At 57.6% G+C, this 24887-nt stretch carries 33 protein-coding genes and 1 pseudogene; 25 read left to right on the forward strand and 9 right to left on the reverse strand.

Features of this window, described 5'->3' with window-relative positions:
* Window positions 1-4: 4 nt before the first annotated feature.
* Both B9Z47_RS01655 and B9Z47_RS01660 read right to left on the reverse strand, forming a co-directional pair.
* Window positions 5-466, reverse strand: a complete 462-nt coding sequence (locus B9Z47_RS01655; protein WP_108329516.1) for a MaoC family dehydratase — start codon at window positions 464-466, stop codon at window positions 5-7.
* Window positions 466-1212: an SDR family oxidoreductase gene (locus B9Z47_RS01660; protein ID WP_108329517.1), complete on the reverse strand. Its 747-nt coding sequence runs from the start codon at window positions 1210-1212 to the stop codon at window positions 466-468. The genes B9Z47_RS01655 and B9Z47_RS01660 overlap by 1 nt, the downstream gene beginning before the upstream one ends.
* Window positions 1213-1293: 81 nt before the next feature.
* Between B9Z47_RS01660 and B9Z47_RS01665 the strand changes: the two genes are divergently transcribed.
* Complete coding sequence (locus B9Z47_RS01665) at window positions 1294-1896, forward strand: 2-hydroxychromene-2-carboxylate isomerase (RefSeq protein WP_108329518.1); 603 nt, start codon at window positions 1294-1296, stop codon at window positions 1894-1896.
* Between the two features lie 26 nt (window positions 1897-1922).
* Window positions 1923-2612 (forward strand): dienelactone hydrolase family protein, encoded by a 690-nt coding sequence (locus tag B9Z47_RS01670; protein WP_108330028.1) that lies wholly within the window; start codon window positions 1923-1925, stop codon window positions 2610-2612.
* A 149-nt stretch (window positions 2613-2761) separates the two neighbouring features.
* On the opposite strand, the gene B9Z47_RS01675 is transcribed toward B9Z47_RS01670, so the two are convergent.
* Together B9Z47_RS01675 and hemB are read right to left on the reverse strand one after the other, a co-directional pair.
* Window positions 2762-3886: a magnesium transporter CorA family protein gene (locus B9Z47_RS01675; protein ID WP_108329519.1), complete on the reverse strand. Its 1125-nt coding sequence runs from the start codon at window positions 3884-3886 to the stop codon at window positions 2762-2764.
* Window positions 3887-3894: 8 nt separating this feature from the next.
* Window positions 3895-4899, reverse strand: coding sequence for a porphobilinogen synthase (gene hemB, locus B9Z47_RS01680; protein WP_108329520.1), 1005 nt, complete (start codon window positions 4897-4899; stop codon window positions 3895-3897).
* 328 nt (window positions 4900-5227) lie between these two features.
* Here hemB and B9Z47_RS01685 point away from each other — a divergent pair, with 328 nt between their 5' ends.
* The 21 genes from B9Z47_RS01685 (at window position 5228) to B9Z47_RS01785 (ending at window position 19794) form a co-directional block, all read left to right on the forward strand.
* The gene (locus B9Z47_RS01685) at window positions 5228-5656 is read left to right on the forward strand and encodes a CopD family protein (protein WP_108330029.1); all 429 of its coding nucleotides are present in this window, start codon (window positions 5228-5230) and stop codon (window positions 5654-5656) included.
* Between the two features lie 15 nt (window positions 5657-5671).
* A complete protein-coding gene (locus B9Z47_RS01690; protein ID WP_108329521.1) occupies window positions 5672-6787 on the forward strand; it encodes a VanZ family protein in 1116 nt (371 codons plus the stop codon).
* A 25-nt stretch (window positions 6788-6812) separates the two neighbouring features.
* The gene (locus B9Z47_RS01695; RefSeq protein ID WP_108329522.1) at window positions 6813-7157 is read left to right on the forward strand and encodes a ferredoxin; all 345 of its coding nucleotides are present in this window, start codon (window positions 6813-6815) and stop codon (window positions 7155-7157) included.
* Window positions 7157-7783, forward strand: a complete 627-nt coding sequence (locus tag B9Z47_RS01700; protein ID WP_108329523.1) for an alpha/beta hydrolase — start codon at window positions 7157-7159, stop codon at window positions 7781-7783. Before B9Z47_RS01695 ends, B9Z47_RS01700 begins: the two co-directional genes overlap by 1 nt.
* Before the next feature lie 88 nt (window positions 7784-7871).
* Complete coding sequence (locus B9Z47_RS01705) at window positions 7872-9029, forward strand: D-alanyl-D-alanine carboxypeptidase family protein (RefSeq protein WP_108329524.1); 1158 nt, start codon at window positions 7872-7874, stop codon at window positions 9027-9029.
* 136 nt (window positions 9030-9165) lie between these two features.
* Window positions 9166-9543, forward strand: a complete 378-nt coding sequence (rpsL, locus tag B9Z47_RS01710) for a 30S ribosomal protein S12 (RefSeq protein WP_011466063.1) — start codon at window positions 9166-9168, stop codon at window positions 9541-9543.
* A gap of 163 nt (window positions 9544-9706) precedes the next feature.
* Window positions 9707-10177 (forward strand): 30S ribosomal protein S7, encoded by a 471-nt coding sequence (gene rpsG, locus B9Z47_RS01715; protein WP_019426275.1) that lies wholly within the window; start codon window positions 9707-9709, stop codon window positions 10175-10177.
* 99 nt (window positions 10178-10276) lie between these two features.
* A complete protein-coding gene (gene fusA, locus B9Z47_RS01720) occupies window positions 10277-12379 on the forward strand; it encodes an elongation factor G (RefSeq protein WP_108329525.1) in 2103 nt (700 codons plus the stop codon).
* A 180-nt stretch (window positions 12380-12559) separates the two neighbouring features.
* Entirely contained in the window at window positions 12560-13750 is a 1191-nt protein-coding gene (gene tuf / locus B9Z47_RS01725; RefSeq protein ID WP_100174243.1) for an elongation factor Tu, read from the forward strand.
* A gap of 75 nt (window positions 13751-13825) precedes the next feature.
* Window positions 13826-14140, forward strand: coding sequence for a 30S ribosomal protein S10 (rpsJ, locus tag B9Z47_RS01730; protein ID WP_019426908.1), 315 nt, complete (start codon window positions 13826-13828; stop codon window positions 14138-14140).
* 182 nt (window positions 14141-14322) lie between these two features.
* Window positions 14323-14988 carry a 50S ribosomal protein L3 gene (gene rplC / locus B9Z47_RS01735; RefSeq protein WP_100172793.1) on the forward strand — a complete coding sequence of 222 codons (666 nt, stop codon included), beginning with the start codon at window positions 14323-14325 and terminating at the stop codon, window positions 14986-14988.
* The gene (gene rplD / locus B9Z47_RS01740) at window positions 14988-15608 is read left to right on the forward strand and encodes a 50S ribosomal protein L4 (RefSeq protein ID WP_019426906.1); all 621 of its coding nucleotides are present in this window, start codon (window positions 14988-14990) and stop codon (window positions 15606-15608) included. Before rplC ends, rplD begins: the two co-directional genes overlap by 1 nt.
* The gene (gene rplW / locus B9Z47_RS01745) at window positions 15605-15919 is read left to right on the forward strand and encodes a 50S ribosomal protein L23 (RefSeq protein ID WP_019429300.1); all 315 of its coding nucleotides are present in this window, start codon (window positions 15605-15607) and stop codon (window positions 15917-15919) included. Before rplD ends, rplW begins: the two co-directional genes overlap by 4 nt.
* 2 nt (window positions 15920-15921) lie before the next feature.
* The gene (rplB, locus tag B9Z47_RS01750) at window positions 15922-16746 is read left to right on the forward strand and encodes a 50S ribosomal protein L2 (protein ID WP_100120207.1); all 825 of its coding nucleotides are present in this window, start codon (window positions 15922-15924) and stop codon (window positions 16744-16746) included.
* Between the two features lie 10 nt (window positions 16747-16756).
* Window positions 16757-17035, forward strand: a complete 279-nt coding sequence (rpsS, locus tag B9Z47_RS01755; RefSeq protein ID WP_007847809.1) for a 30S ribosomal protein S19 — start codon at window positions 16757-16759, stop codon at window positions 17033-17035.
* Window positions 17036-17044: 9 nt separating this feature from the next.
* Entirely contained in the window at window positions 17045-17374 is a 330-nt protein-coding gene (rplV, locus tag B9Z47_RS01760) for a 50S ribosomal protein L22 (protein ID WP_019426902.1), read from the forward strand.
* A gap of 12 nt (window positions 17375-17386) precedes the next feature.
* On the forward strand, window positions 17387-18265 hold the full coding sequence (rpsC, locus tag B9Z47_RS01765) for a 30S ribosomal protein S3 (protein WP_100120206.1): 879 nt from the start codon (window positions 17387-17389) through the stop codon (window positions 18263-18265).
* Between the two features lie 11 nt (window positions 18266-18276).
* On the forward strand, window positions 18277-18693 hold the full coding sequence (rplP, locus tag B9Z47_RS01770; RefSeq protein WP_019426900.1) for a 50S ribosomal protein L16: 417 nt from the start codon (window positions 18277-18279) through the stop codon (window positions 18691-18693).
* A gap of 17 nt (window positions 18694-18710) precedes the next feature.
* The gene (gene rpmC / locus B9Z47_RS01775) at window positions 18711-18905 is read left to right on the forward strand and encodes a 50S ribosomal protein L29 (protein ID WP_053172813.1); all 195 of its coding nucleotides are present in this window, start codon (window positions 18711-18713) and stop codon (window positions 18903-18905) included.
* A 9-nt stretch (window positions 18906-18914) separates the two neighbouring features.
* Window positions 18915-19184: a 30S ribosomal protein S17 gene (gene rpsQ / locus B9Z47_RS01780; protein ID WP_100120205.1), complete on the forward strand. Its 270-nt coding sequence runs from the start codon at window positions 18915-18917 to the stop codon at window positions 19182-19184.
* 103 nt (window positions 19185-19287) lie between these two features.
* Window positions 19288-19794, forward strand: a complete 507-nt coding sequence (locus tag B9Z47_RS01785; RefSeq protein ID WP_108330030.1) for a peroxiredoxin — start codon at window positions 19288-19290, stop codon at window positions 19792-19794.
* Between the two features lie 59 nt (window positions 19795-19853).
* Here the strand turns inward: B9Z47_RS01785 and B9Z47_RS01790 are convergent, their stop codons facing one another.
* Together B9Z47_RS01790 and B9Z47_RS01795 are read right to left on the reverse strand one after the other, a co-directional pair.
* Window positions 19854-20321: a GNAT family N-acetyltransferase gene (locus B9Z47_RS01790; protein ID WP_233253609.1), complete on the reverse strand. Its 468-nt coding sequence runs from the start codon at window positions 20319-20321 to the stop codon at window positions 19854-19856.
* Window positions 20322-20398: 77 nt separating this feature from the next.
* Window positions 20399-21061 (reverse strand): cytochrome b/b6 domain-containing protein, encoded by a 663-nt coding sequence (locus B9Z47_RS01795; RefSeq protein WP_108330031.1) that lies wholly within the window; start codon window positions 21059-21061, stop codon window positions 20399-20401.
* A gap of 99 nt (window positions 21062-21160) precedes the next feature.
* On the opposite strand from B9Z47_RS01795, the pseudogene B9Z47_RS01800 reads away from it, so the two are divergent.
* Window positions 21161-21612 (forward strand): annotated as a pseudogene (locus B9Z47_RS01800) (cytochrome c).
* A 39-nt stretch (window positions 21613-21651) separates the two neighbouring features.
* Here B9Z47_RS01800 and B9Z47_RS01805 read toward each other — a convergent pair.
* Window positions 21652-22095 carry a peroxiredoxin gene (locus B9Z47_RS01805; RefSeq protein ID WP_108330032.1) on the reverse strand — a complete coding sequence of 148 codons (444 nt, stop codon included), beginning with the start codon at window positions 22093-22095 and terminating at the stop codon, window positions 21652-21654.
* A 108-nt stretch (window positions 22096-22203) separates the two neighbouring features.
* On the opposite strand from B9Z47_RS01805, the gene B9Z47_RS01810 reads away from it, so the two are divergent.
* Window positions 22204-22866 (forward strand): DUF4197 domain-containing protein, encoded by a 663-nt coding sequence (locus B9Z47_RS01810; protein WP_108329527.1) that lies wholly within the window; start codon window positions 22204-22206, stop codon window positions 22864-22866.
* A gap of 37 nt (window positions 22867-22903) precedes the next feature.
* On the opposite strand, the gene B9Z47_RS01815 is transcribed toward B9Z47_RS01810, so the two are convergent.
* A complete protein-coding gene (locus B9Z47_RS01815; RefSeq protein WP_108329528.1) occupies window positions 22904-23632 on the reverse strand; it encodes an alpha/beta fold hydrolase in 729 nt (242 codons plus the stop codon).
* On the reverse strand, window positions 23632-24864 hold the full coding sequence (locus tag B9Z47_RS01820; RefSeq protein WP_108329529.1) for a CaiB/BaiF CoA-transferase family protein: 1233 nt from the start codon (window positions 24862-24864) through the stop codon (window positions 23632-23634). Before B9Z47_RS01820 ends, B9Z47_RS01815 begins: the two co-directional genes overlap by 1 nt.
* Window positions 24865-24887: the final 23 nt, after the last annotated feature.

Here is a 24887-nt window from a genome sequence, read left to right on the forward strand (position 1 = left end):
CGCTTCAGGTAGCTGGCGTGCGTCGGCGGAACATGCTCCAGCCTTCCATGTGCAGGACCTTGTCGCCGTGCTGGTTGAACATTTCCCACAGGTTGCGCGTCATGCCCACGTCGGGACGCTTGCTCATGGGTTTGGTCTCCAACACCGTGCTTTGCAGGCGCAAGGTGTCGTTTGGGTAAACGGGTTTGAGCCATTTGAGGCCTTCGATGCCGGGTGAGCCCAGGCTGGAGGTTTCGTGCAAAAAGTTGGTCACCATCAGCCGCATGGCCATGGCGCAGGTATGCCAACCGCTGGCCGATAAGGCACCAAATACCGAGGCTTTGGCCGCTTCGTCGTCCAGGTGAAAGGGCTGAGGGTCGAATTGGGTGGCAAAGGCGATGATTTCTTCGCGGGTGGGCGTGATGCAGCCCATGTCCCGCACCTCGCCGACCGTCATGTCTTCCCAGTAATACTTGATTTGCGCCATCAGCGGCCTCCCGAGATGTCCAGAAAGCTCATGGTGGTGTAGCTGGCATTGTCCGACAGCAGCCAGACAATGCCTTGGGCCACTTCTTCGGCGGTGCCGCCGCGCTGCGCAGGTACCAGGTGTTGCAGGTCTCTCACGCGGTTGGGCAAGCCGCCCGATGCGTGGATATCGGTCTCGATCAAGCCCGGGCGCACGGCGTTGACGCGGATGCCCTCGCTTGCGACCTCTTTGGACAGTCCGATGGTGAAGGCATCGATTGCGCCTTTGGCGGCGGCGTAGTCCACATATTGACCGGGTGCGCCCAGGCGCGCTGCGGCGCTCGACACGTTGACGATGCTGCCGCCTTCGCCGCCGTGTTTTGTGCTCATGCGGCGCACGGCTTCGCGGGCGCAGATCAGGCTGCCGATCACGTTGATGTCGAACATGCGCTTCCAGCGGGCCACGCTCATCTCGTCCACGCGAGCGGTGACGTCCACCACACCCGCGTTGTTCACCAAGCCACTCAGGCGGCCGAATTTGGCATCGATGTGTTCGAACATGCGCAGCACTTGCACTTCGTCGGCCACATCGGCTTGAACCGACATGGCTTGCCCCCCCGAGGCGCGGATCTGTCGCACCACCTCGTCGGCGGCCAGCGAGTTGGCGGTGTAGTTCACAGCCACCGACCAGCCATTTTGGGCGGCCAAAAGGGCGGTGGCGGCCCCGATACCCCGGCTGCCACCGGTCACCAACAAGACCTTGTTCATCACGTATCTCCTGCAAAAATTCCGGACTGCGGTTAAAACCGCTGTTTTGTTCAACGATTACACAACACACAAGGAGACAGCATGGGTCGCACAGTGGACTATTACCTCGCCCCCCAGAGCCCCTGGGCCTATTTGGGCCATCAGCGCCTGGTGGAGATCGTGCAGCGCACCGGGGCCAAGGTTCGGGTGATGCCGATGGATTTGGGCGGCAAGGTGTTCCCGATTTCTGGCGGCTTGCCCTTGGGCCAGCGTGCGCCGCAGCGCCAGGCTTATCGCCTCGTGGAGCTTGCGCGTTTCAGTCGGCACCTGAATGTGCCTTTGAACCTCAAGCCCAAGTACTTTCCGGTCGGCGGCGATGACGCTGCGCGCCTGATCATTGCCGCCGATCTGGCCCAAGGCCCGCAGGCGGCCATGCAGATCGCAGGTGCGATTTTGGCGGCTTGCTGGGCGCAGGAACGCAACATGGCCGATGACAAGGTGCTGGCCGAATTGCTGCAAGAACAAAATTTGCCCGCCACCTTGCTTGAACAATCGCACAACCAGGCGGTGCAGGAGCGCTATGAGACCTGCACCCAGGCGGCCATCGATGCCGGGGTGTTTGGTGCCCCCAGTTATGTCGTGGATGGCGAAATTTTTTGGGGCCAGGACCGACTCGATTTTGTCGAGCGGGCCTTGACGCAGTGAAGTGTTTGACCAACGAGGAGATTCAAATGGGCATGATGATCGAATTGAAAGCTGCTGATGGCACTCTGGTGCCCGCTTACGAAGCGCGCCCCGCAGGCACGCCCAAGGGCGCGGTGGTGGTGATTCAGGAGATTTTTGGCGTCAACAGCCACATGCGCAGCGTGGCCGATGGCTATGCCGCCGAGGGCTATGTGGCTGTGGCACCGGCGGCCTTTCACCGGGTCAAGTCCGGGGTGGAGTTGGGTTATTCCGAGGCTGACATGGGTGAAGGCTTTGGCTACAAAACAGCGGTGGAGGCTTTGCCTGCGCCCGGCGTGATGCAGGACATCCAGTCCGCGATTGACCATGCTGCAAAGGTGTCGGGCGGCAAAGTGGGCATCGTGGGGTATTGCTGGGGCGGTTTGCTGACCTGGCGCGCAGCCTGCACGTTGACCGGTCTGAGTGCAGCGGCCCCCTATTACGGCGGCGGTGTGACGACCGAAGCCGAAATCGCCCGCCAGCCCCGGGTGCCCGTGATGGCGCATTTTGCCGACGAAGACAAGTGGATTCCGCTCGATTCCGTAGAGGCTTTCAAGAAAGCACACCCGCAAGTGCAGGTGTTCACTTATGCGGCGCACCACGGCTTCAACTGCGATCAGCGCGGGGCCTGGCATGCCCCTTCGGCGCAATTGGCCCGTGAGCGCACACTGACATTTTTTGCGCAACATCTGGGCTGAAATGCCCTTTTCTCAGGGGCTGTCTTCTCGTGTGGGAGGATGCCCCTGTATTCGACGCCCGTATCAGCGTGCGTGCCCAAACAGGTCTGTGTGGCGAACTTCCATGCGCGAGTGGGGGTTCGCTGTCAACCAATGACGCTCGCCAGCGCTTATTCGCTGGTTCGCGCCAGATAACGCTTGCGCCAAAACACCAGCCCCATGACCAGCGCGATGCTGCCCATGCTGCCCAGCGTCCACCAGAAAGCTGAGACCTTGTGCAGCCAAGGCATGAACTCGAAGTTCATGCCGAAAATGCCGGCGATCAGGTTCAGTGGCAAAAAAATGGCGGTCAGCGCCGTCAGGGTGCGCATGATGTCGTTGGTGCGGTTACCCTGCACGTTGAAGTGCATTTGCACCGCCGTTTCGGTGTTGTGCTCCAGACGGCGCACATGCTGCACCACCCGGTCGATGTGCTCCAGCACATCGCGGCTGCGGATTTTGAGCAGTTCGTGTTCGCGCTGGGCGGCGCTGTCTGCGCCAACGCGCCAGCTGTCGAGGGCTTCGGTCCAGCTTTGCATGGCGGTGTGCTGGTCGTCGCACAGGGCTTCGAGCTGGTGCAGCGCCAGCCGGGCATGCAGCAGCGCGTCCCAGCGGCTAAAGCGCGTGCGCGGGTGCAGCAGTTCGGCTTGCCAATGGTCGAGCTGGCGGCTCAGTTCACGGCGCAAGTCCAGATAACCATCGACCATGTGGCTGACGATGCGCAGCATCATGTCGGCCGGGCTGTGGGGCACGCCACGCGCCCCGGCAGAGCGCGGGTCGGCTGCGTCGTGGGCCTGCGTGCTGGCCAGCAGGCGGGCGGCATAGGCTTCGCGCACGGCGCAGTCGGCCGGGTGCACGCTCAGCAGCACCCGGTCAAACACCGCAAAGCCGACCGGGCTGGTGTCGATGCGGTGCAGCACCGGCGGGCCGGGGCGTTTGCCGGTTTGCAGGTTCAGGCCGTTGTCGGGCCGGGCGTCTGCGCCATCCGGGCGCTGGGCCAGCCGCCTGAACACCATCAGGTCGTAGTGCGAGCTGTAGTCAAAACGCGAGGGCAGTTGGGCGTTGAGCAGGTCCGAGACGTGCAAGTCCACCAGTGTTTGGCCGGTGAGCTTTTCCAGGCTGTGCTGGATGGCCTCCAGTTCTGCCCGGAACGCCTCGCGTGAGCAGGCGATCCAGACATAGCCGGTCTGCGGCAGCTGGTCCGGCAGCGCCAGTGCGGCGTGCACCTGCACGCCCGAAATGCTGAAAACCCGCATGGGGCGGCTCAGCCCTGTCGGATCAGGCGGGCGGCGTCGCGGGCGAAGTAGGTCAGCACGCCATCGGCCCCGGCGCGCTTGAAGGCCAGCAGGCTTTCCATCATCACCAAATCGTGGTCCAGCCAGCCGTTTTGCGCGGCGGCTTTGAGCATGGCGTATTCGCCCGACACCTGGTAGGCGAAGGTCGGCACCTTGAACTCGTCTTTCACGCGGCGCACGATGTCCAGATAGGGCATGCCGGGCTTGACCATGACCATGTCGGCGCCTTCGGCCAGGTCCATGGCGACTTCGCGCAGGGCTTCGTCGCTGTTGCCGGGGTCCATCTGGTAGACCTTTTTGTTGCTCTTGCCCAAGTTGCCGGCCGAGCCGACCGCATCGCGGAAGGGGCCATAAAAGGCGCTGGCGTACTTGGCGCTGTAGGCCATGATGCGGGTGTGGATCAGGCCACGGGCTTCGAGCGCCTGGCGGATCGCGCCGATGCGGCCGTCCATCATGTCGCTGGGGGCCACCATGTCGACGCCGGCTTGGGCTTGCGTCAGGGCCTGCTGCACCAGCACGGCGGTGGTTTCGTCGTTCAAGATGTAGCCGGTCTCGTCCAGCAGGCCGTCCTGGCCGTGGCTGGTGAAGGGGTCCAGCGCCACGTCGGTCATCACGCCCAGTTCGGGAAAGCGTTTTTTCAGCTCGCGCACCACGCGGGGCACCAGGCCGTCGGGGTTCATGGCTTCGCTGCCTGTGGGGTCTTTCAGGCTGGCGTCGATCACCGGGAACAGCGCCATGACCGGGATGCCGAGCTTGACGCAGTCTTCGGCCACGGGCAGCAGCAGGTCGAGCGACAGGCGCTCGACGCCGGGCATGGAGCCCACGGCTTGGCGCTGGTTCTGACCGTCCAGCACAAACACTGGGTAGATCAGGTCGTGCGGCGTGACCTGGTGTTCACGCACCAGGTTGCGGGTGAATTCGTCACGGCGAAGGCGTCGTGGGCGGCTGGAGGGGAAGGGGGCAACGGGGTTCATGCGGAAAATTGTGCCTGAAGTCGTGCGTTAAGCCAAAGGCGCAGGGTCGCCATGGCGTGTCTCGCCTGCGGAAAATGAACTCATGAAAATCATAAAATGAGAAATTTACCGAATAAATCACGCAAAAACTCAAATCTATCTTGATATCGGTTTTGATATTTGATAAATTCTAGGTGGGCAGATTCTGCCTCCCGCTTTTCCTCCCTGAGCGGGTGCCTTGATGTGTGACAGCAAAAAGGCTTCCTGCCCTCGGCTTCAAGCCGGGGGTTTTTTTTGCGCGTGTGATCGCATGTGCCCATTTGCCAATGAGTCTGACTACACTCAAGCCATGCTCTGGATCAAAGCCCTTCACATCGTTTTCGTCGCCAGCTGGTTTGCCGGGCTGTTTTACTTGCCCCGCATTTACGTCAATTTGGCCATGGTCCCTTCTGACTCAACGGCCGAACGGGCCAGGCTGATCTTGATGGCCCGCAAGTTGTACCGCTTCATGACGATTCTGGCGGTACCTGCACTCGCGCTGGGTTTGTGGCTTTGGCTTTATCACGGCATTGGCATGGGTGGCGGCCAAGGCTGGATGCACGCCAAGTTGTTGATTGTGCTGGCTTTGCTGGGCTATCACCACAGTTGCGGTGCTTTGTTGCGTCGGTTTGAAACCGGTCAAATGCAGCGCAGCCATGTCTGGTTTCGTTGGTTCAACGAAGCGCCTGTCCTCATGATGTTGCTGGCCGTCATCTTGGTTGTGGTCAAGCCTTTTTAAGGTCGGGCATTTGGCATGCGCACCCTGAACACGCGCAACACCGCAGCTTGGCCTTTGTTCTGGATCTATGCGACCTTGATCGTGTACGCCAGTCTGTATCCGTTTGACAATTGGCGTTTTCAGGGGATCGCGCCTTGGTCGTTCTTGACAGCGCCGTGGCCGCGCTACTGGACGGGTTTCGATGTCTTATCGAACGTGCTGGGTTATGCCCCATTGGGTTTTTTGCAGGCCTTGGCGTTTTATCGGACAAACCGTCGCCATTCGCCTCTTGTGTGGGTGGTTTTGACGGCTGCAGGTCTCTCGCTGCTGATGGAGTCGCTGCAAATGTTGTTGCCTGTGCGCGTGCCCTCCAATGTCGATGCTGCCTTGAATGTCTGTGGTGCCATGGCCGGGGCCGTGGTGGCGCGGGGGTTGGCGTGGGCAGGCATGATGGACCGATGGGGCCGATTTCGGGACCGTTGGTTTGGTGTCGAGGCCAGCGGCGCATTGGCATTGCTCGCCTTGTGGCCCTTGGGCTTGTTATTTCCCGCGCCTGTGCCCTTTGGCTTGGGGCAGGTGTTTGAGCGGCTGGAGGCGGCGTTCACGGAACTGTTGCAAGACACACCTTGGCTGGAGTGGTGGCCGGTGCGCGAGGTGGAGTTGCAGCCTTTGCTGCCCATGACCGAAACGGTTTGCGTGACATTGGGCGTGCTGTTGCCCTGTTTGTTGGCGTATGGCGTGGTGCGACGCACGGCGCAACGATGGGCGGTGGCGGGTGGCTGCTTGCTTTTGGGCTTGCTGGCCAGCGCCCTTTCTGCCGCATTGACCTATGGGCCAGCCCATGCTTGGGATTGGGTCAGTCCCGAAGTGTTCAGGGGGCTCCTGTTGGCGGCTGTCTTGGCGGCCGGGTTGGTGTGGAGCCCACCGCGATTGTGCTGGGTACTGGCCTTGGCTGCCTTGGTGCTGCAGTTGAGCTTGCTCAACAACGCCTCCGCCGATGTGTATTTTGCGTTGACCTTGCAGACTTGGGAGCAAGGCCGGTTCATTCGTTTTCATGGCCTCATCCAGTGGCTGGGATGGCTGTGGCCTTATGCGTTGTTCATTTACCTGGTGCGCAAGTTGTCTGGGTCGAGCCCTTTGCATTCAGCGTAAAAGGCGTCGGGCCTAAAATTCGGGCATGAGCATCGAAAACAATTCACTTTATTTCAAGCGGCATATCTTTTTTTGCCTGAACGAGCGCAAAAACAACGAAGCTTGTTGTGCGCAGCACAATCCACAAGCCGCTTTTGACCACTGCAAGGCTCAGGTCAAAGCTTTGGGCTTGGCGGGCCCCCAAGGCGTGCGCGTCAACAAAGCAGGGTGTCTGGACCGTTGTGCTGGTGGGCCTGTCGCCGTCGTCTATCCCGAGGGTGTTTGGTATACCTATGTGGATCAGACCGACATCGATGAGATTGTCGAGTCGCATTTGAAGAATGGGCAGATCGTGCAGCGGCTGGTTACACCCGAAAATATGGGGCGCTGATGAACTCGGCCACCCAGATGTTGAGCTTGCAAGGCGATGCAGGACTGATTGAGGCCTTGCTGGATGAGCCTGTCGGCGGCGTGACCCGTGGCACCGCCGTGATTGCACACCCGCATCCTTTGTTTGGCGGCACCATGCAAAACAAGGTGGTGCAAACCTTGGCTCGCGCCTTTGTCCAATGCGGTTGGCGGGCTGTTCGGTTTAATTTCAGGGGTGTAGGTGCCAGTGCCGGATCCTACGATGAGGGGCTAGGCGAGGCGAACGACATGTTGAAAGTGATTTCGCAAGTGGCCCCCAAGGGGTCGTTGTCCTTGGCCGGGTTTTCATTCGGCGCATTTGTCACGAGTCATGTGGTTCAGACGCTGGGCGTTGAACGCTTGCCCGAAAAACTGGTCTTGGTGGGGACGGCTGCATCGCGCTTCAGTGTTGCGCCGCTGCCACCCGATGTGCATCTGGCCAGCCTGGTGCTGCATGGCGAGCAAGACGATACGGTCTCCTTGGACAGCGTCATGGATTGGGCTCGTCCGCAGTCATTGCCCGTGACGGTTATTCCCGGCGTGGGACATTTCTTTCACGGGCAATTGCCATTGCTCAAAGCCTTGGTTGTGCGCCATTTGACGGCCTGATCGCAGGGCTTGCACGGCCCACTGAATTCCGTGTGTGTGCTGGCTCAGGGTGTTCATCGCAGCCCCATTTACCAAGGTACAAGTCAATATGAAGAGCTTTTTTAAAAATCTGGTGGCCATTTTGTCCCTGGCAACCATTTTGGGGGTCCAGGCCCAAATGCCGCATCCACCGGAAATGGCCGTCAAAGCCTATTTGTTGATGGACGTGACGGCCAATCAGGTGCTGGCGGCCAAAGATCCCGACATGGCCGTAGAGCCTGCATCGCTGACCAAGTTGATGACTGCCTACTTGGTGTTTGATGCCTTGAAGAGTCGCAAACTCGACCTCAAACAAACCTTGGCGGTGTCTGAGCGTGCCTGGAAAATGCCGGGTTCGCGCATGTTCATTGACCCCAAGATGAAGGTGCCCGTGGAAGACCTGATCAAGGGCATGATTGTGCAATCGGGCAATGACGCGACCGTGGCGTTGGCTGAAGGGGTGGGCGGCACGGTCGAGCGCTTTGTTCAGCTCATGAATGATCAAGCCAAGATGTTGGGCATGAACAACACGGCCTATAAAAACCCCGAGGGTTTGACCGTGCCCGGTCATACGACAACGGCACGTGATTTGGCCTTGCTGGCCACACGATTGATGCGCGACTTCCCGGATTATGTGCCTTACTACGCGATCAAGAAGTTCCGTTATGCCGGTACGCCTGCCGCCAACGATACCAACCGAAATCTGTTGTTGTTTCGCGATCCCACCGTCGATGGTCTGAAAACAGGACATACCCAAGCGGCCGGGTATTGCCTGGTGGCCTCCGCCAAGCGTGAGTTTCCCAACGTCGGTACGCGACGATTGTTGAGCGTGGTTTTGGGTGCTGAGAGTGAAAATGCCCGTGCCAACGAAAGCCAAAAACTGCTCAACTGGGGTTACACCGCATTTGATGCGGTCAAATTGTTCGAGGCCAATCAGGCCATCGTCACACCGCCTGTCTGGAAAGGTCAGTCTGCGGTACTCAAACTTGGGTCGGTGCGCCCTCTTGTGGTGGCTGTGCCTGCGGGCAGTGTGGCTCAACTCAAAACGCAGGTGCTGCGCCCAGATCCGCTGGTGGCCCCTTTCAACAAGGGCCAAGTCGTTGGCAGTTTGAAAGTGCTTCAAGGCGAGCAAGCTTTGTTTGAGGTGCCTTTGATGGTGCTGGAGTCGGTGGAGCAAGCTGGCGTTTTGGGTCGTGCCTGGGATGCTTTGCGCCTGTGGATCAAGTGAAGGCCCGGTTGGAATTTCGCCAAACTGTGGGTAACTTGCCACAAGCCCGTCAGCCGGTTATACTGGCGGGCTTTTCCGCTTTTGGGGCGGGGAAGTTTCTTTTGTCTAAATTCAACGTTTAGGGACGTTACAAACAATGCCAACCATCAATCAATTGGTGCGTCAGGGGCGCGAGGTCGAAACGATCAAGTCCAAAAGCCCTGCGATGCAAAACTCTCCACAGCGTCGTGGTGTCTGCACCCGTGTGTACACCACAACGCCTAAAAAGCCTAACTCCGCTCTGCGTAAAGTTGCCAAAGTGCGCTTGACCAACGGTTTTGAGGTCATCTCCTACATCGGCGGTGAAGGCCACAACCTGCAAGAACACTCTGTTGTTCTGGTGCGCGGTGGTCGTGTCAAGGACTTGCCAGGTGTGCGTTACCACATCGTGCGCGGTTCTTTGGACTTGCAAGGCGTGAAAGACCGCAAGCAGTCGCGCTCCAAGTACGGTGCGAAGAAGCCAAAGGCCAAGTAAACCCTTACGGGTTGAAATTTCGGTGCTGTTTCCCGCGTGGCGCGGTGATTCAGCGAAGTGACCCCAAGCCCGGAATTGTCCAGGTGGGTCGAGTAAGTGAGTTGTTTTGAATAACGCTCGCGGTGTCTGAAAAGATGCCAACTGAAGCAATATGAGGTGAAATATGCCACGTCGTCGCGAAGTCCCTAAACGTGAAATCCTGCCGGATCCCAAGTTCGGTAATGTCGAGTTGTCCAAGTTCATGAACGTGATCATGGAAGGCGGCAAGAAAGCCGTCGCCGAGCGCATCATTTACGGTGCCCTCGAAAACATGGAAAAGAAGACAGGCAAAGACCCTGTGGAACTCTTCTCCATCGCCATCAACAACGTCAAACCCATGGTGGAAGTGAAATCCCGCCGCGTGGGTGGTGCGAACTACCAGGTGCCTGTTGAAGTGCGCCCTGTTCGTCGCTTGGCCCTGTCGATGCGCTGGATCAAAGAAGCCGCACGCAAGCGCGGTGAGAAGTCGATGGCCCTGCGTTTGGCCAACGAATTGCTCGAGGCCAACGAAGGCCGTGGTGGTGCCATGAAAAAGCGTGACGAAGTTCACCGCATGGCCGAAGCCAACAAGGCGTTCTCGCACTTCCGCTTCTGATTCACAAGGACTTCACAAAGAAGTCCGACACTGTCAGAAGCCAGCCCGCTGGCCCCACAAGGGGTGGCGGGCTTTGGTACTTAATCATTGGAGAAATTTATGGCTCGCATCACCCCCATCGAGCGTTATCGCAACATTGGTATTTCGGCGCACATTGACGCTGGCAAGACCACCACGACCGAACGTATCTTGTTTTACACCGGCGTGAACCACAAGATTGGTGAAGTGCACGACGGCGCTGCCACCATGGACTGGATGGAGCAAGAGCAAGAGCGTGGCATCACGATCACTTCGGCTGCCACCACCTGCTTCTGGAAGGGCATGGACGGCTCTTTCGAAGACCACCGCATCAACATCATCGACACCCCCGGCCACGTCGACTTCACGATTGAAGTTGAGCGCTCCATGCGTGTTTTGGACGGCGCTTGCATGGTTTACTGTGCTGTGGGCGGCGTGCAGCCTCAGTCTGAAACCGTGTGGCGTCAGGCGAACAAGTACAAAGTGCCACGTCTGGCTTTTGTGAACAAGATGGACCGTACCGGTGCCAACTTCTTCAAAGTCGTGGAGCAGATGAAGTTGCGCCTGAAGGCCAACCCAGTGCCAATCGTGATCCCAATCGGCGCTGAAGAAAACTTCACCGGCGTGGTCGATCTGCGCAAGATGAAAGCCATCATCTGGGACGAAGCTTCCCAGGGCATGAAGTTCACCTTCGAAGAAATTCCCGCTGACTTGGTCGAGGTGGCCAAAGAGTGGCGCGAGAAGATGGTCGAAGCCGCTGCTGAGGCGTCTGAAGACCTGATGAACAAGTACCTCGAAGAAGGTGACTTGACCGAAGAAGAAATCACGCAAGGCCTGCGCATTCGCACCATCAACAGCGAAATCCAGCCCATGTTGTGCGGTACAGCGTTCAAGAACAAAGGCGTTCAGCGCATGCTGGATGCCGTGCTCGAGCTGATGCCTTCGCCTTTGGACGTGAAAGCCATCAAGGGCTTTGACGAAGACGAAAAAGAAATCACCCGCAAGGCCGATGACAACGAGAAGTTCTCGGCATTGGCGTTCAAATTGATGACCGATCCGTTCGTGGGTCAGCTGACTTTCGTGCGTGTTTACTCCGGCGTGCTGAAAAAAGGCGACACCGTGTTCAACTCGGTGCGTGGCAAGAAAGAGCGCATTGGCCGTATCGTTCAGATGCACGCCAACAACCGTGAAGAAGTTGACGAGATCCGCGCCGGCGATATCGCCGCTTGCGTAGGCTTGAAAGACGTGACCACCGGTGAAACCCTGTGCGATCCCAACGACGTGATCACTTTGGAGCGCATGGTGTTCCCTGACTCCGTGATCCGCCAAGCCGTTGAGCCTAAGACCAAAGCTGACCAGGAAAAAATGGGCATCGCTTTGTCCCGTTTGGCTGCCGAAGATCCATCGTTCCGCGTGCAAACCGACGAAGAGTCGGGCCAGACTATCATCGGTGGTCAGGGCGAATTGCACCTGGAAATCATCGTGGACCGCATGAAGCGTGAATTCGGTGTGGAAGCCAACGTCGGCAAGCCTCAAGTGGCTTACCGCGAAACCATCCGCAAGACCGTGGACGAAGCCGAAGGCAAGTTCGTGCGCCAGTCCGGTGGTAAGGGTCAGTACGGCCACGTGGTTCTGAAGGTCGAGCCACAGGAGCCAGGCAAGGGCTTTGAGTTCGTTGACGCCATCAAGGGCGGTGTGGTTCCTCGCGAATACATCCCTGCAGTGGAAAAAGGCGTGATCGAAGCTTTGGGCCAAGGCGTGTTGGCAGGCTACCCCGTGGTCGACGTCAAAGTCACACTGCACTTCGGTTCGTACCACGATGTGGACTCGAACGAAATGGCCTTCAAGATGGCCGCCATCTTTGGTTTCAAAGAAGGTTGCCGCAAAGCCCAGCCCGTGATTCTGGAGCCGATGATGGCTGTGGAAGTTGAGACACCTGAAGACTACGCTGGTAACGTGATGGGCGACTTGTCCTCACGCCGTGGCATGGTCCAGGGCATGGACGACATGGTCGGTGGCGGCAAGGCCATCAAGGCCGAAGTGCCATTGTCCGAAATGTTCGGCTACTCGACCACATTGCGCTCCATGTCGCAAGGCCGTGCAACCTACACGATGGAATTCAAGCACTATGCGGAAGCTCCGCGTAACGTGGCGGAAGCCATTGTGGCCGCACGCGCCAAGTGAGCTTGTGCGTTAGGCGTGCTGCGTCCAGCGTGAATTCGTCGCTGAACTCCGGACGCTCAACGCCGAACTGAAAAAAACTGTCTGCGATCAAGTGCCACTCTGTGCCCGTGCGGAGTGATCAAGCAACCTGATGCAAACATTAAACCAACACACGGGCATTGCTCTTTTTAAGGATGAAAAATGGCTAAAGAAAAATTCGAACGGACCAAACCCCACGTGAACGTGGGCACCATCGGTCACGTTGACCACGGCAAAACTACACTGACAGCCGCCATCACCACCGTGTTGGCAGCCAAGTTCGGCGGTGCAGCCAAGGCGTATGACCAGATCGACGCTGCTCCCGAAGAAAAAGCCCGTGGTATCACGATCAACACCGCGCACGTTGAGTACGAGACTGAAAACCGTCACTACGCGCACGTGGACTGCCCCGGCCACGCTGACTATGTGAAGAACATGATCACTGGCGCGGCTCAGATGGACGGCGCTATCTTGGTTTGCTCCGCTGCTGACGGCCCTATGCCTCAGACCCGTGAGCACATCTTGTTGGCCCGTCAAGTTGGCGTGCCTTACATCATCGTGTTCCTGAACAAGTGCGACATGGTCGACGACGCTGAGTTGTTGGAGCTGGTCGAAATGGAAGTGCGTGAGTTGTTGTCCAAGTACGACTTCCCAGGCGACGACACACCGATCATCCAAGGTTCCGCCAAGCTGGCCCTCGAAGGCGACAAAGGCCCTCTGGGCGAAGAAGCCATCATGAAGCTGGCTGCTGCTTTGGACACTTACATCCCCACGCCTGACCGCGCAGTGGACGGCGCATTCTTGATGCCCGTGGAAGACGTGTTCTCGATCTCTGGTCGCGGCACTGTGGTGACCGGCCGTATCGAGCGCGGTATCGTCAAAGTCGGCGAAGAAATCGAAATCGTCGGTATCAAAGACACGGTCAAGACCACTTGCACAGGCGTTGAGATGTTCCGCAAGCTGCTGGACCAAGGCCAAGCGGGCGACAACGTCGGCATCTTGTTGCGCGGCACCAAGCGCGAAGACGTCGAGCGCGGCCAAGTGCTGTGCAAGCCCGGCTCGATCAAGCCCCACACCCACTTCACGGGCGAGATCTATGTCTTGTCCAAAGACGAAGGTGGCCGTCACACGCCTTTCTTCAACAACTACCGTCCTCAGTTCTACTTCCGTACAACGGACGTGACCGGTGCGATCGAGTTGCCAGAAGGCAAAGAGATGGTGATGCCTGGTGACAACGTGTCGATCACTGTGAAGTTGATCAACCCCATTGCGATGGAAGAAGGCTTGCGCTTCGCCATCCGCGAAGGTGGCCGCACGGTTGGCGCTGGCGTCGTTGCCAAGATCATCGCTTAATTCTTTTGTGGATCGGTGGCGCAAAGGCCTAGCCTTTGCGCTGCAGCAAGCAAACACTCACCACAAGGAATTGACATGTCATCCAAGCAAAAAATCCGCATTCGCCTGAAGGCGTTTGACTACAAATTGATCGACCAGTCCGCTGCCGAGATCGTTGACACTGCCAAGCGCACCGGCGCGATTGTCAAGGGCCCAGTGCCTTTGCCAACACGCATGAAGCGTTTTGACATCCTGCGTTCACCGCACGTCAACAAGACCAGCCGTGACCAGTTGGAAATCCGCACGCACCAGCGTTTGATGGACATCGTGGACCCTACAGACAAAACTGTGGACGCCTTGATGAAACTCGATCTGCCCGCTGGCGTGGACGTCGAAATCAAGCTGCAGTGATGCGGTTTGGGGTGGCTGAAAGGCCATCCAAAAACTTGAAATAAGGCCTGATTTGCCAGAAATGGCGAGTCGGGCTATAATTTCAGGCTCACCTCTTTTGGGGTGAGATTTATTAACAGTCTTTCACACACCAAACGAGGCTGCCAATTGAAGTGGCCTCGGTGAAAGTTTTGGAGAAAACAATGAGTCTGAGCAACTCCCTCGGGTTGCTGGGTCGCAAGGTGGGCATGATGCGTCTGTTCACTGATGATGGGGATTCCGTTCCTGTCACAGTGCTGGATGTGTCTAACAACCGCGTATCCCAGGTCAAAACCCAAGAGAACGATGGCTATGTCGCTTTGCAAGTGACATTTGGTGCCCGCAAGGCATCGCGCGTGACCAAGCCTATCGCTGGTCACTTGGCCAAAGCCGGTGTTGAAGCCGGTGAAATCATTCAAGAATTCCGCGTGACCGCCGACACGGCTGCCCAGTACGCCGCAGGCGCAACTGTGCCCGTGGCTGCCGTGTTTGCAGTGGGCCAGAAAGTGGACGTGCAAGGCACTTCCATTGGTAAAGGCTTCACCGGCACGATCAAGCGTCACAACTTCAAATCGCAGCGCGCATCGCACGGTAACAGCCGTTCGCACAATGTGCCTGGTTCGATTTCGATGGCGCAGGATCCTGGCCGCGTGTTCCCTGGCAAAAAAATGTCGGGTCACCTCGGTGATGTGACTTGCACCACCCAGAACCTGGCCGTCATCCGCGTTGACGAAGCCCGTGGCCTGTTGATGGTCAAGGGTGCCATTCCTGGTTCCAAAGGTGGTTTTGTGACCGTGCGTCCCGCCATCAAAGCTAAAGGAGCGATCTGATGCAGCTCGAACTCCTGAACGACCAAGGTCAAGCCGCTTCCAAAGTGGATGCGCCCGAAACCGTGTTCGGTCGTGAATACAACGAAGCCCTGATCCACCAAATCGTGGTGGCTTATCAGGCAAACGCCCGTCAAGGCACCCGAGCCCAAAAGGACCGTGAACAAGTTCACCACTCCACCAAGAAGCCTTTTAAACAAAAAGGCACTGGTCGCGCTCGTGCTGGTATGACTTCCTCGCCTTTGTGGCGTGGCGGTGGTCGGATTTTCCCGAACATGCCCGACGAAAACTTCACCCAGAAGATCAACAAAAAGATGTACCGCGCCGGTATGGCTTCGATCTTCTCTCAGTTGGCTCGCGAAGGCCGTCTGGCTGTGGTGGATTCCTTCAAAGTCGAAACGCCTAAAACAAAGCAGCTCGCTGCCAAGTTCAAGGCCATGAGTCTCGACAACGTGCTGGTGATCGCTGACGAAGTCGACGAGAACCTGTACCTGGCATCGCGCAACCTGATCAACATCCTGATTGTTGAGCCACGTTACGCCGATCCCGTGTCTTTGGTGAACTTCAAGAAAGTCCTCGTGACCAAAGGTGCCATGGACAAACTCAAGGAGATGTTTGCATGAGCGCCGTGAAGTTTGACGAAGGTCGTCTGATGTCCGTGCTGGTTGCGCCCATCGTGTCCGAAAAGGCCACCATGGTTGCAGAAAAATCCAACGCTGTGACATTCAAAGTGCTGCAGGACGCTACCAAGCCTGAAATCAAAGCCGCTGTGGAATTGATGTTCAAGGTCGAGGTCAAAGGCGTGTCTGTGGTGAATACCAAGGGCAAGACCAAGCGTTTTGGCAAGACCATCGGCCGTCGCGACAACATTCGCAAGGCTTATGTCACGCTGCAACCAGGTCAAGAGCTGAACCTGTCTGGGGAGGCTGCGTAATCATGGCTGTCATCAAGATCAAACCGACATCCCCAGGCCGTCGTGGCGTGGTGAAGGTCACCCGTGACCACCTGCACAAAGGTGAAGGCTACGCTCCGTTGCTGGAACCCCAGCACCAGAAGTCGGGCCGTAACAACAACGGTCACATCACAACTCGCCACAAAGGCGGTGGTCACAAGCACCACTACCGCGTGGTCGATTTCAAGCGCAACAAAGATGCAATCCCGGCGAAAGTCGAGCGCATTGAGTACGATCCAAACCGTACAGCGCACATTGCTTTGCTGTGCTACGCCGATGGCGAGCGCCGTTACATCATTGCCCCTCGTGGCATTGAAACCGGTGCAACCCTGTTGTCGGGCCCAGAGGCGCCAATCCGCGCTGGCAACACATTGCCTATCCGCAACATCCCAGTGGGTTCGACCATCCATTGCATCGAGCTCAAGCCCGGTGCCGGTGCTCAGATCGCCCGTTCGGCTGGTGCTTCGGCAACGCTGCTGGCTCGTGAAGGCATCTACGCTCAAGTGCGTATGCGCTCCGGTGAAGTTCGCAAGATCCACATCGAGTGCCGTGCAACCATCGGTGAAGTCGCCAACGAAGAACACAGCCTGCGCCAATTGGGCAAGGCCGGTGTCAAGCGCTGGATGGGTATCCGCCCGACCGTTCGTGGCGTGGCCATGAACCCTGTGGATCACCCGCACGGTGGTGGCGAAGGCCGTACCGGCGAAGGCCGTCATGCAGTAGACCCGTGGGGCAACCTCACCAAGGGCTACCGTACCCGTAACAACAAGCGCACACAGGTCATGATCGTGTCGCGTCGCAAGAAGTAAGGGTTAGACAATGACACGCTCTCTCAAAAAGGGTCCATTCGTTGACCACCATTTGTTGGCCAAGGTTGAAAAAGCCGTCGCCACCAAAGATAAAAAGCCCGTCAAGACATGGTCGCGTCGCTCCATGGTCCTGCCCGATTTCATCGGTCTGACCATCGCCGTTCACAACGGCAAGCAACACGTTCCTGTGTATGTGACCGACCAGATGGTTGGCCACAAATTGGGCGAATTCGCACTGACCCGCACCTTCAAGGGTCACCCTGCGGACAAAAAAGTCCAGAAGAAATAAGGAAAGACCATGGAAACACGTGCAGTCCTCCGGGGCGTCCGTTTGTCGGTCGATAAAGGCCGCCTGGTCGCCGATTTGATTCGCGGTAAAAAAGTGGATCAAGCTCTGAACATCCTGACCTTCACGCAGAAAAAAGCTGCGGGCATCGTCAAGAAGGTTCTGGAGTCCGCCATCGCCAACGCTGAACACAACGACGGCGCCGACATCGACGAGTTGAAGGTGAAAACCATCTACGTCGAACAAGGCACTACGCTCAAGCGTTTCACCGCCCGCGCCAAAGGCCGTGGCAACCGCATCAGCAAGCCCACATGCCATGTGTATGTGACGGTCGGCAATTAATCAGGAAGAACTATGGGACAGAAAATCCATCCTACCGGTTTCCGCCTGGCTGTTAGCCGTAACTGGGCAAGCCGCTGGTACGCGAGCAACAAAGACTTCGCCGGCATGCTGGCCGAAGACATCAAGGTGCGTGAGTACCTCAAGGCCAAGCTCAAGAACGCTGCGGTTTCCCGCGTGCTGATCGAGCGTCCTGCCAAGAGCGCCCGCATCACCATCTTCTCGGCTCGTCCGGGCGTGGTGATCGGCAAGAAAGGCGAAGACATCGAGTTGCTCAAGAAAGAACTCGCTGCTCGTCTGGGCGTGCCTGTCGCAGTCAACATCGAAGAAGTGCGCAAGCCTGAAATCGATGCCCAACTGATCGCAGACAGCATCACGCAACAGCTCGAAAAGCGGATCATGTTCCGCCGCGCCATGAAGCGCGCCATGCAAAACGCCATGCGTCTGGGTGCCCAGGGCATCAAGATCATGTCGGCTGGCCGTCTGAACGGTATCGAAATTGCGCGTACCGAGTGGTATCGCGAAGGCCGTGTGCCATTGCACACCCTGCGCGCTGACATCGACTACGCCACTTCCGAAGCCAAGACCACCTACGGCATCATTGGTGTCAAGGTCTGGGTCTACAAAGGCGACACCTTGGGTCGCAACGATGCTCCTGCACTGGCCGAGCCACGTGCCGAAGAAGAGCGCCGCCCACGTGGTCCACGCCGTGATGCCCGTCCTGGTGATCGCCCAACAGGTGATCGTCGTGGTGGCCCACGTCGCCCCGCTGGCACCAACACAGCCCCCACTGACGGTAGCGACAAGCCCGCCGGTGCAGGTGGTGATGCCAAACCCGCCGTTAAGCGCGTACGCACAGTCGCCGCGCCAGCTGCAGCAGCTGACGGTCAATAAGGAGTAACAACATGCTGCAACCTGCTCGCAGAAAGTTCCGCAAGGAACAGAAAGGCCGTAACACCGGCGTCGCTACCCGTGGCAACACGGTGGCGTTCGGTGACTTCGGCCTGAAGTCCACAGATCGCGGTCGTTTGACGGCCCGCCAGATCGAAGCCGCACGCCGTGCGATTTCCCGTCACGTCAAACGTGGTGGTCGCATCTGGATTCGTGTGTTCCCTGACAAGCCGATCTCCACGAAGCCTGCTGAAGTGCGTATGGGTAACGGTAAAGGCAACCCCGAGTACTACGTGGCCGAGATCCAACCCGGTAAGGTGCTCTACGAAATCGTAGGCGTGCCCGAAGAGTTGGCCCGCGAAGCCTTCAAATTGGCCGCTGCCAAGTTGCCCCTGCGTACCACTTTTGTGGCTCGCATGATTGGCCAATAATTCAGGAGAAACAAGAAATGAACGCTGCTGAATTGCGCCAAAAAGACGTTGCCGGTGTGAAAGATGAAATCAAAGCGCTGCAAAAAGCCCACTTTGGCCTTCGTATGCAAAAAGCCACGCAACAACTCGGCAACACCGGTACGTTGAGTCAGACTCGCCGTGCCATCGCTCGTGCCAAAACCATCCTTGCCCAAAAGCAAGCCGCCAAGTAAGGAGTGACCATGACGGAAGCTAAAACATCCCTCAAGCGCACCTTGATTGGCAAGGTGGTCAGCGACAAGCGCGCCAAGACCGTGACCGTGTTGGTGGAGCGTCGTGTGAAACACGCGCTCTACGGCAAGATCGTGGCCAAGTCGAGCAAGTACCACGCGCACGACGAGACAGGTCAATACCACCTGGGCGACACCATCGAAATCACGGAAAGCCGTCCGATTTCGAAGACCAAAAACTGGGTGGCTACTCGCCTGGTTCAGAAAGCTGCAGCCGTCTAAGCTCAAAAGCCTGACTTCTGCACACTTTCAAAAAACGACCCACAATGGTGGGTCGTTTTTTTTTACCTCGGCATTTTCGCCACACAAACAAATGGAGCACAACATGATCAAAGTCGGAGACACCCTGCCCGCAGGCACGCTGATGGAATACGTCGAAGTGGAAGGCAACGGTTGCAGCATTGGGCCCAATCCAGTGGACGTGACCAAAGCCACTGAAGGCAAAACCATCGCATTGTTTGCTTTGCCAGGTGCCTTCACGCCCACCTGCTCGGCCAAGCATGTCCCAGGTTATGTAGAAAACCACGATGCGTTAAAAGCTGCTGGCGTAGATGAAATCTGGTGCGTGAGCGTCAATGATGCCTTCGTGATGGGTGCATGGGCGCGCGATCAGAAAACGGGCACGAAGGTGCGCATGTTGGGCGACGGCAGCGGTGACTTCAGCAAGGCCACTGGTCTCACCCTAGACCTGACAACGCGCGGCATGGGCGTTCGCAGTAACCGCTATTCCATGTTGGTGAAGGATGGAAAAGTGGTCACCTTGAACGTGGAAGGTCCGGGCAAATTCGAAGTCAGCGATGCTGCCACTTTGCTGGCCCAAGCCAAAGCGTGAACCCTGGCATCCAGAAAAAAAGGGACCTCAGGTCCCTTTTTTGTGACGTGTCGATGGGCTCAGTCGATGTCGACCTTGAGGTAATGCGCGCCAGCATGAGGGTTGTGGTAATAAGGTGGAATCTCTTCAAAGCCGAGATCTTCATACAAGGCCCGCGCCGATTCCATGTCATCGAGGGTGTCAAGCAATACGCAGCTGTAACCCGATTTGCGCGCAGCGTCGAGAATACCTTCAGTCAATTGACGGCCCAAACCTAAACCCCTGAATGATTGGCGCACGTAAAGGCGTTTCATTTCAGCGGCATTGGAATAATCGGAACTGTCCAGAGGCCGCAAAGCGCAACACCCGGCCAAAGCACCTTCAACCCATGCCAACAACAGCGCACCGCGAGGCTCCGCATATTCACCGGGCAAGTTTTGCAACTCATCCTCAAAGGCTTGAAAACACAGATCAACTTTCAGACTCTTGGCATATTCCTGAAAGATGACGCGGATCTCATCCCAGTCAGCAGCGCTGGCCGGTTGCATCAATTGAACAGTCGGCATGAAAGGGTTGACTAAGAAAACATGCAAGAGTGTAGCGGCATGAAGATGGCGCTTAGGGCTCAGTTACCCAAAGAGACCAGTCCGAAGACGGCCATGAACGAAATGAGCAGCAGGGCCAATGCCCATGCACGGGAGTGGAGATGATCGACTGAGGGCGGGACCTGGTTAGGCAAGGACTTGTTTCCATGCCACATGGCGGGAACCAACGATAGGTTTTTTCGCCAGCGGTACCAACCCAAGGCCAGCAAATGAAGGAAGACCAAGAGGAGCAAGATGATCTTGCCCCAACCCTTGTGCCAACTGGTGGCCCAGGTGACCCATTGGCCAGAAACCAATGAAGAAAGTGGTCCCATGTTCGCGATCTCATCGTCGCTGATAAGTCCAGTGCTCACTTGGAGCAGCAAAATTACGAGAAACACTACAACAGACCAAGACCCCAAAGGGTTGTGGCCTGCAAAATCCGTCGTGTTGTGGCGACCGTTCAGATACGCCCAAACGCGTGCAGGGCTGAGGGGCAATTGTGCCCAGCGAGACCAGTGCCCACCCATGAAGCCCCAAACGATGCGAAACAACAAAAGAGTCAGCACGGCATAGCCTAGCCGGAAGTGCCAGATCATGGCGTTACCGCCCACATTGCCAGTGATGACCAGGCCAGAGACACATAAAACCAGTCCCCAGTGGAAAAGACGTGTGGGCAAATCCCAAATGCGTAACTGAACCATAAGGACTTTCATTGATGCGGGGGACACAAAGTTATGAGAGACTGATGAGGGGTCAGGTCAACATGCACTGACCCACTTATCTTTCAATTGGAGTTGAACATGAAAACAATGTTGAGTCTATTCAGTGTGGTCATGGCAATGGCCGTGACCTTACCTGCGCAAGCACAATTTGCCAAGCCAGAGGATGCGGTCAAGTATCGCAAAGGGAGCTTTACGGTCATGGCCGCGCATTTTGGTCGACTGGGCGCGATGGCCAATGGCCGTATGCCTTATGACGCCAAAGTGGCAGCCGAAAACGCCGATGTGGTGCTGACACTGTCCAAGTTGCCATGGGCAGCATTTGGTGAAGGCACAGACAAGGGCGAGACCCGTGCCAAGCCTGAAATCTGGAAAGAGTCTGCCAAGTACAAGGAGGCGGCAGACAAAATGCAAGCTGAAATGGGCAAATTGAATGTCGCTGCCAAGGCGGGCAACATCGACGCCCTGAAGGCTGCTTTTGGCCCCGCCGCGGCGTCGTGCAAGCTTGCCACGACAACTTCCGCAAAGAGTGACGGCGGGCTGCTGAGCAGCGGGCTTGCAAGGCCCACTGTTCAGGTTTCGGCAAGCAGTTTTTCGATCAGTTTGTCCAATTGCGCAAAGTCAGGCGTGCCCACAAATCGTTTGACAACTTCCCCCTGTTTGTTGACTAGAAAAGTGGTGGGGGTGAGCTTGACATCGCCCCATTCGCGCGCGACAGCACCTGTGTTGTCAATGGCGACTTGAAAGGGCAGTTGGCGAGATTGGACGAAATTGACCACATAACTGGGTGGGTCGTAACTCATGGCCACTGCCAAAGTGACATAGCCACGGTCTTTGTACTTGTTGTAAGTGGCGACCAATTCGGGCATCTCGGCCACACAGGTGGTGCAACTGGTCGCCCAGAAATTAACCAAAGATACTTTTCCTTGCAATTGCTGGGATGTGATTTTGGAGCCATCAAGCAAAACGAAGGTAGATTCAGGCGCATGTTCGGCGGAACAGCCCCAAAGGGCCATCACCAAGCCCAGCACGCCGCCCCAAGCCAATAAACGACGACCAACAGGTCGCAAATTCCAGGGAGTTTTGAGATGCATATTCATCGAAGAAAGTTTAATACGTTTGCCATGTCCGCAGGCTTGACGGTCATTGTGCCTGTCCACGCCATCGGTTTGGGCGACTTGACTGCAGGTGAGGCCTCCAGCGGACTCAAGCTGGCTTTGGAAAAGGGCAGCGCCATGGCTGTGCGGTTGTTGAGCGCGCACGATGGTTTCTGGGGCAATGAAAAAGTGCGGATTGCGCTTCCAGATGCTGTGAACAAGGCGGGAAAGTTGCTCAAGACCCTGGGGCTTGGCAGGCAGCTTGATGAGCTCAATTTGCAAATGAACCGTGCGGCAGAGACCGCGGTGCCGATGGCCAGTCAATGGCTGGCACAATCCATTCAAAGCATGTCAGTGCAGGACGCCAAGAGCATCCTGCAGGGCGGGGAGAATTCGGTCACGCAATTTTTCGAAAGCAAGACCCGAGCACCTCTGACATCGGACTTCACGCCTTCGGTCAAGCAATCACTCGAAAAACTGGGCGTGGTCGAACAGTTCAATGTGATCGCGCTCAAGCTGTCGGGAGCGGGCTTGCTGGACAAGGACAAAGCCAGACTGGAAACACATGTCACTGCCAAAGCACTGGATGGCCTGTATTTCATGATTGGCGAAGAAGAAAAGAAAATTCGCCAAAACCCGGCCCAGGCAGGCAGCGCCTTGTTGAGCAAGGTCTTTGGTGCGGTGCGCTGAAATCCATTGACGCGCCCATAAGCCAGGGCGGTGGGTTTCAAGTCAGAGTCAGTAGAAGCTTCAAAAGGGTTTGCGGGTCACTGACCATGGGGTCATGGCCGGTTTGCATTTCCAACACTCTTGAGCCGGGCAACCAAGCCCCGTCCCAAAATTTAGGATCCACCATGCGCAAGCGACTGACGTCGATCGTGCCCAAAGGCGGTGCGATGCAGTTGATGAATGTGCGGGGTACGCTGGCGACACGTTGCGGATCAAAGTCCAGCACTTGGGTGTAAGGCCCCCCCGGGTGGGGAGTTTGCCGCCTTTGAACCCAAGCGTGGTCAGCGTCACTCAAGCCGAAGACCGTGGGATCGGGCGCAGGAAACGCACGCTGGGGGTGGGCTTGTGCTGCGGCGATACGGGCATTTCGAGTCGTGCTGGCGTGGGTGCTGCTCCAGCTCTCGCCAGGTTTGGGCAGCACAGCATCCAGATACACCAGGTGGCTCAGGCGTTCGGGCCTGCGGTCGGCCACGGCCGTGCCCAGCATGCCCGCATAAGAGTGCACCACCAGCACCACATCGCTCATTTCTTCGGCGTCCATGGCCGCCATCACGTCCAGAATGTGTGTTTCCAGATCAATGCCGGGGTGCAACAGGTGGGCGCGCTCACCTACACCGGTCAGTGTGACCGCGTGGGCACGATGACCTGCACGAACCAAGCCGGGCAATACACGTTGCCAGCACCAAGCACCGTGCCAGGCCCCATGCACCAGCAGAAAATTGGCCATCAGATCACCCCTTTTCCACGCAGGGGCCCCAGCTGCGCGGCATTCCAGCCCAGCACCTCAGTCAAGACTTCTGCCGTGTGTTGGCCCAGCATCGGCGGGGGCAAATCTTGGCGAACGGGCGTGCGACTCATCTTGATGGGGTTGGCCACCAGTTTCAGGTCGTGGTTGACCGGGTGTTGCCATGACTGCACCATGCCACGGGCCTGAATTTGTGGGTCCGCGAAGACCTCACCCAGGGTGTTGATCGCGCCGCAGGGCACTTTGGCGGCCTCCAGCGCAGCCAGCCAGTCGGCCTTGGTGCGGGTTTTCAAGATGCCTTCCAGCAGGGGTACCAGCGTATCTCGGTGACGAACCCGGTCAGCATTGAGGGCGTAACGCGGGTCCTGCGCCAGTGCAGGGCAACCTGCCACCGCGCAGAATTTTGCAAACTGACCATCGTTGCCCACCGCCAAAATCAGGTGGTCGCGGCTGCCGGGCGCAGCCAGCACCTCGAACACCTGGTAAGGCACGATGTTCTGGTGCGCATTGCCAGCCCGGCCCGGCACCTTGCCGCTGACCAGGTAGTTGGAGCCCAGATTGGCCAGCATGGCGACCTGCGTGTCCAAAAGAGCCATGTCCACATGCTGGCCTTCACCCGTGCGCTCGGCGTGGCGCAGCGCTGCCAATATGGCCACTGTGGCATACATGCCGGTGAACAAGTCGGCCACGGCAACGCCCACCTTTTGTGGGCCACCGCCCAGATCGTCTCGCTCGCCGGTCACGCTCATCAGACCGCCAATGCCTTGCACGGCATAGTCGTAGCCCGCACGTTCCCGGTAAGGACCAGTTTGGCCAAAACCCGTCACGCTGCAATACACCAACTTCGGGTTCAGGATGCTCAGGCTGGCGTAATCGAGGCCGTAGCGTGTCATGTCGCCAACCTTGAAGTTTTCCACAAACACATCGCAATGCTGGACCAAATCACGGATCAGGGCCTGACCTTCTGGTTGGGCAATGTCACAGGTCACCGATCGTTTGTTGCGGTTGGCCCCCAGGTAATAAGCGGCTTCGGCGGTGTCCTGACCTTGTTCATCCTTCAAAAACGGGGGACCCCAAGTCCGGGTGTCGTCGCCTGAGCCGGGGCGCTCAATCTTGATGACGTCGGCGCCCAAGTCAGCCAAAGTCTGGGTGCACCAAGGACCCGCCAGAACGCGGGAGAGGTCGAGAATACGGATGCCATCTAATGAATTCATGACGTCGATTGTCGCGAAAAACA

This window comes from Limnohabitans sp. 2KL-1 (assembly GCF_003063435.1).
In the GTDB taxonomy this organism is placed as follows: Bacteria; Pseudomonadota; Gammaproteobacteria; order Burkholderiales; family Burkholderiaceae_C; genus Limnohabitans_A.

Bases quoted from the DNA above. Each gene is read 5' to 3' on its own strand.
- B9Z47_RS01655 (WP_108329516.1), bottom strand. From the start codon at position 466: ATGGCGCAAATCAAGTATTACTGGGAAGACATGACGGTCGGCGAGGTG.
- B9Z47_RS01660 (WP_108329517.1), bottom strand. From the start codon at position 1,212: ATGAACAAGGTCTTGTTGGTGACCGGTGGCAGCCGGGGTATCGGGGCC.
- B9Z47_RS01665 (WP_108329518.1), top strand. From the start codon at position 1,294: ATGGGTCGCACAGTGGACTATTACCTCGCCCCCCAGAGCCCCTGGGCC.
- B9Z47_RS01670 (WP_108330028.1), top strand. From the start codon at position 1,923: ATGGGCATGATGATCGAATTGAAAGCTGCTGATGGCACTCTGGTGCCC.
- B9Z47_RS01675 (WP_108329519.1), bottom strand. From the start codon at position 3,886: ATGCGGGTTTTCAGCATTTCGGGCGTGCAGGTGCACGCCGCACTGGCG.
- hemB (WP_108329520.1), bottom strand. From the start codon at position 4,899: ATGAACCCCGTTGCCCCCTTCCCCTCCAGCCGCCCACGACGCCTTCGC.
- B9Z47_RS01685 (WP_108330029.1), top strand. From the start codon at position 5,228: ATGCTCTGGATCAAAGCCCTTCACATCGTTTTCGTCGCCAGCTGGTTT.
- B9Z47_RS01690 (WP_108329521.1), top strand. From the start codon at position 5,672: ATGCGCACCCTGAACACGCGCAACACCGCAGCTTGGCCTTTGTTCTGG.
- B9Z47_RS01695 (WP_108329522.1), top strand. From the start codon at position 6,813: ATGAGCATCGAAAACAATTCACTTTATTTCAAGCGGCATATCTTTTTT.
- B9Z47_RS01700 (WP_108329523.1), top strand. From the start codon at position 7,157: ATGAACTCGGCCACCCAGATGTTGAGCTTGCAAGGCGATGCAGGACTG.
- B9Z47_RS01705 (WP_108329524.1), top strand. From the start codon at position 7,872: ATGAAGAGCTTTTTTAAAAATCTGGTGGCCATTTTGTCCCTGGCAACC.
- rpsL (WP_011466063.1), top strand. From the start codon at position 9,166: ATGCCAACCATCAATCAATTGGTGCGTCAGGGGCGCGAGGTCGAAACG.
- rpsG (WP_019426275.1), top strand. From the start codon at position 9,707: ATGCCACGTCGTCGCGAAGTCCCTAAACGTGAAATCCTGCCGGATCCC.
- fusA (WP_108329525.1), top strand. From the start codon at position 10,277: ATGGCTCGCATCACCCCCATCGAGCGTTATCGCAACATTGGTATTTCG.
- tuf (WP_100174243.1), top strand. From the start codon at position 12,560: ATGGCTAAAGAAAAATTCGAACGGACCAAACCCCACGTGAACGTGGGC.
- rpsJ (WP_019426908.1), top strand. From the start codon at position 13,826: ATGTCATCCAAGCAAAAAATCCGCATTCGCCTGAAGGCGTTTGACTAC.
- rplC (WP_100172793.1), top strand. From the start codon at position 14,323: ATGAGTCTGAGCAACTCCCTCGGGTTGCTGGGTCGCAAGGTGGGCATG.
- rplD (WP_019426906.1), top strand. From the start codon at position 14,988: ATGCAGCTCGAACTCCTGAACGACCAAGGTCAAGCCGCTTCCAAAGTG.
- rplW (WP_019429300.1), top strand. From the start codon at position 15,605: ATGAGCGCCGTGAAGTTTGACGAAGGTCGTCTGATGTCCGTGCTGGTT.
- rplB (WP_100120207.1), top strand. From the start codon at position 15,922: ATGGCTGTCATCAAGATCAAACCGACATCCCCAGGCCGTCGTGGCGTG.
- rpsS (WP_007847809.1), top strand. From the start codon at position 16,757: ATGACACGCTCTCTCAAAAAGGGTCCATTCGTTGACCACCATTTGTTG.
- rplV (WP_019426902.1), top strand. From the start codon at position 17,045: ATGGAAACACGTGCAGTCCTCCGGGGCGTCCGTTTGTCGGTCGATAAA.
- rpsC (WP_100120206.1), top strand. From the start codon at position 17,387: ATGGGACAGAAAATCCATCCTACCGGTTTCCGCCTGGCTGTTAGCCGT.
- rplP (WP_019426900.1), top strand. From the start codon at position 18,277: ATGCTGCAACCTGCTCGCAGAAAGTTCCGCAAGGAACAGAAAGGCCGT.
- rpmC (WP_053172813.1), top strand. From the start codon at position 18,711: ATGAACGCTGCTGAATTGCGCCAAAAAGACGTTGCCGGTGTGAAAGAT.
- rpsQ (WP_100120205.1), top strand. From the start codon at position 18,915: ATGACGGAAGCTAAAACATCCCTCAAGCGCACCTTGATTGGCAAGGTG.
- B9Z47_RS01785 (WP_108330030.1), top strand. From the start codon at position 19,288: ATGATCAAAGTCGGAGACACCCTGCCCGCAGGCACGCTGATGGAATAC.
- B9Z47_RS01790 (WP_233253609.1), bottom strand. From the start codon at position 20,321: ATGCAACCGGCCAGCGCTGCTGACTGGGATGAGATCCGCGTCATCTTT.
- B9Z47_RS01795 (WP_108330031.1), bottom strand. From the start codon at position 21,061: ATGGTTCAGTTACGCATTTGGGATTTGCCCACACGTCTTTTCCACTGG.
- B9Z47_RS01805 (WP_108330032.1), bottom strand. From the start codon at position 22,095: ATGGCCCTTTGGGGCTGTTCCGCCGAACATGCGCCTGAATCTACCTTC.
- B9Z47_RS01810 (WP_108329527.1), top strand. From the start codon at position 22,204: ATGTCCGCAGGCTTGACGGTCATTGTGCCTGTCCACGCCATCGGTTTG.
- B9Z47_RS01815 (WP_108329528.1), bottom strand. From the start codon at position 23,632: ATGGCCAATTTTCTGCTGGTGCATGGGGCCTGGCACGGTGCTTGGTGC.
- B9Z47_RS01820 (WP_108329529.1), bottom strand. From the start codon at position 24,864: ATGAATTCATTAGATGGCATCCGTATTCTCGACCTCTCCCGCGTTCTG.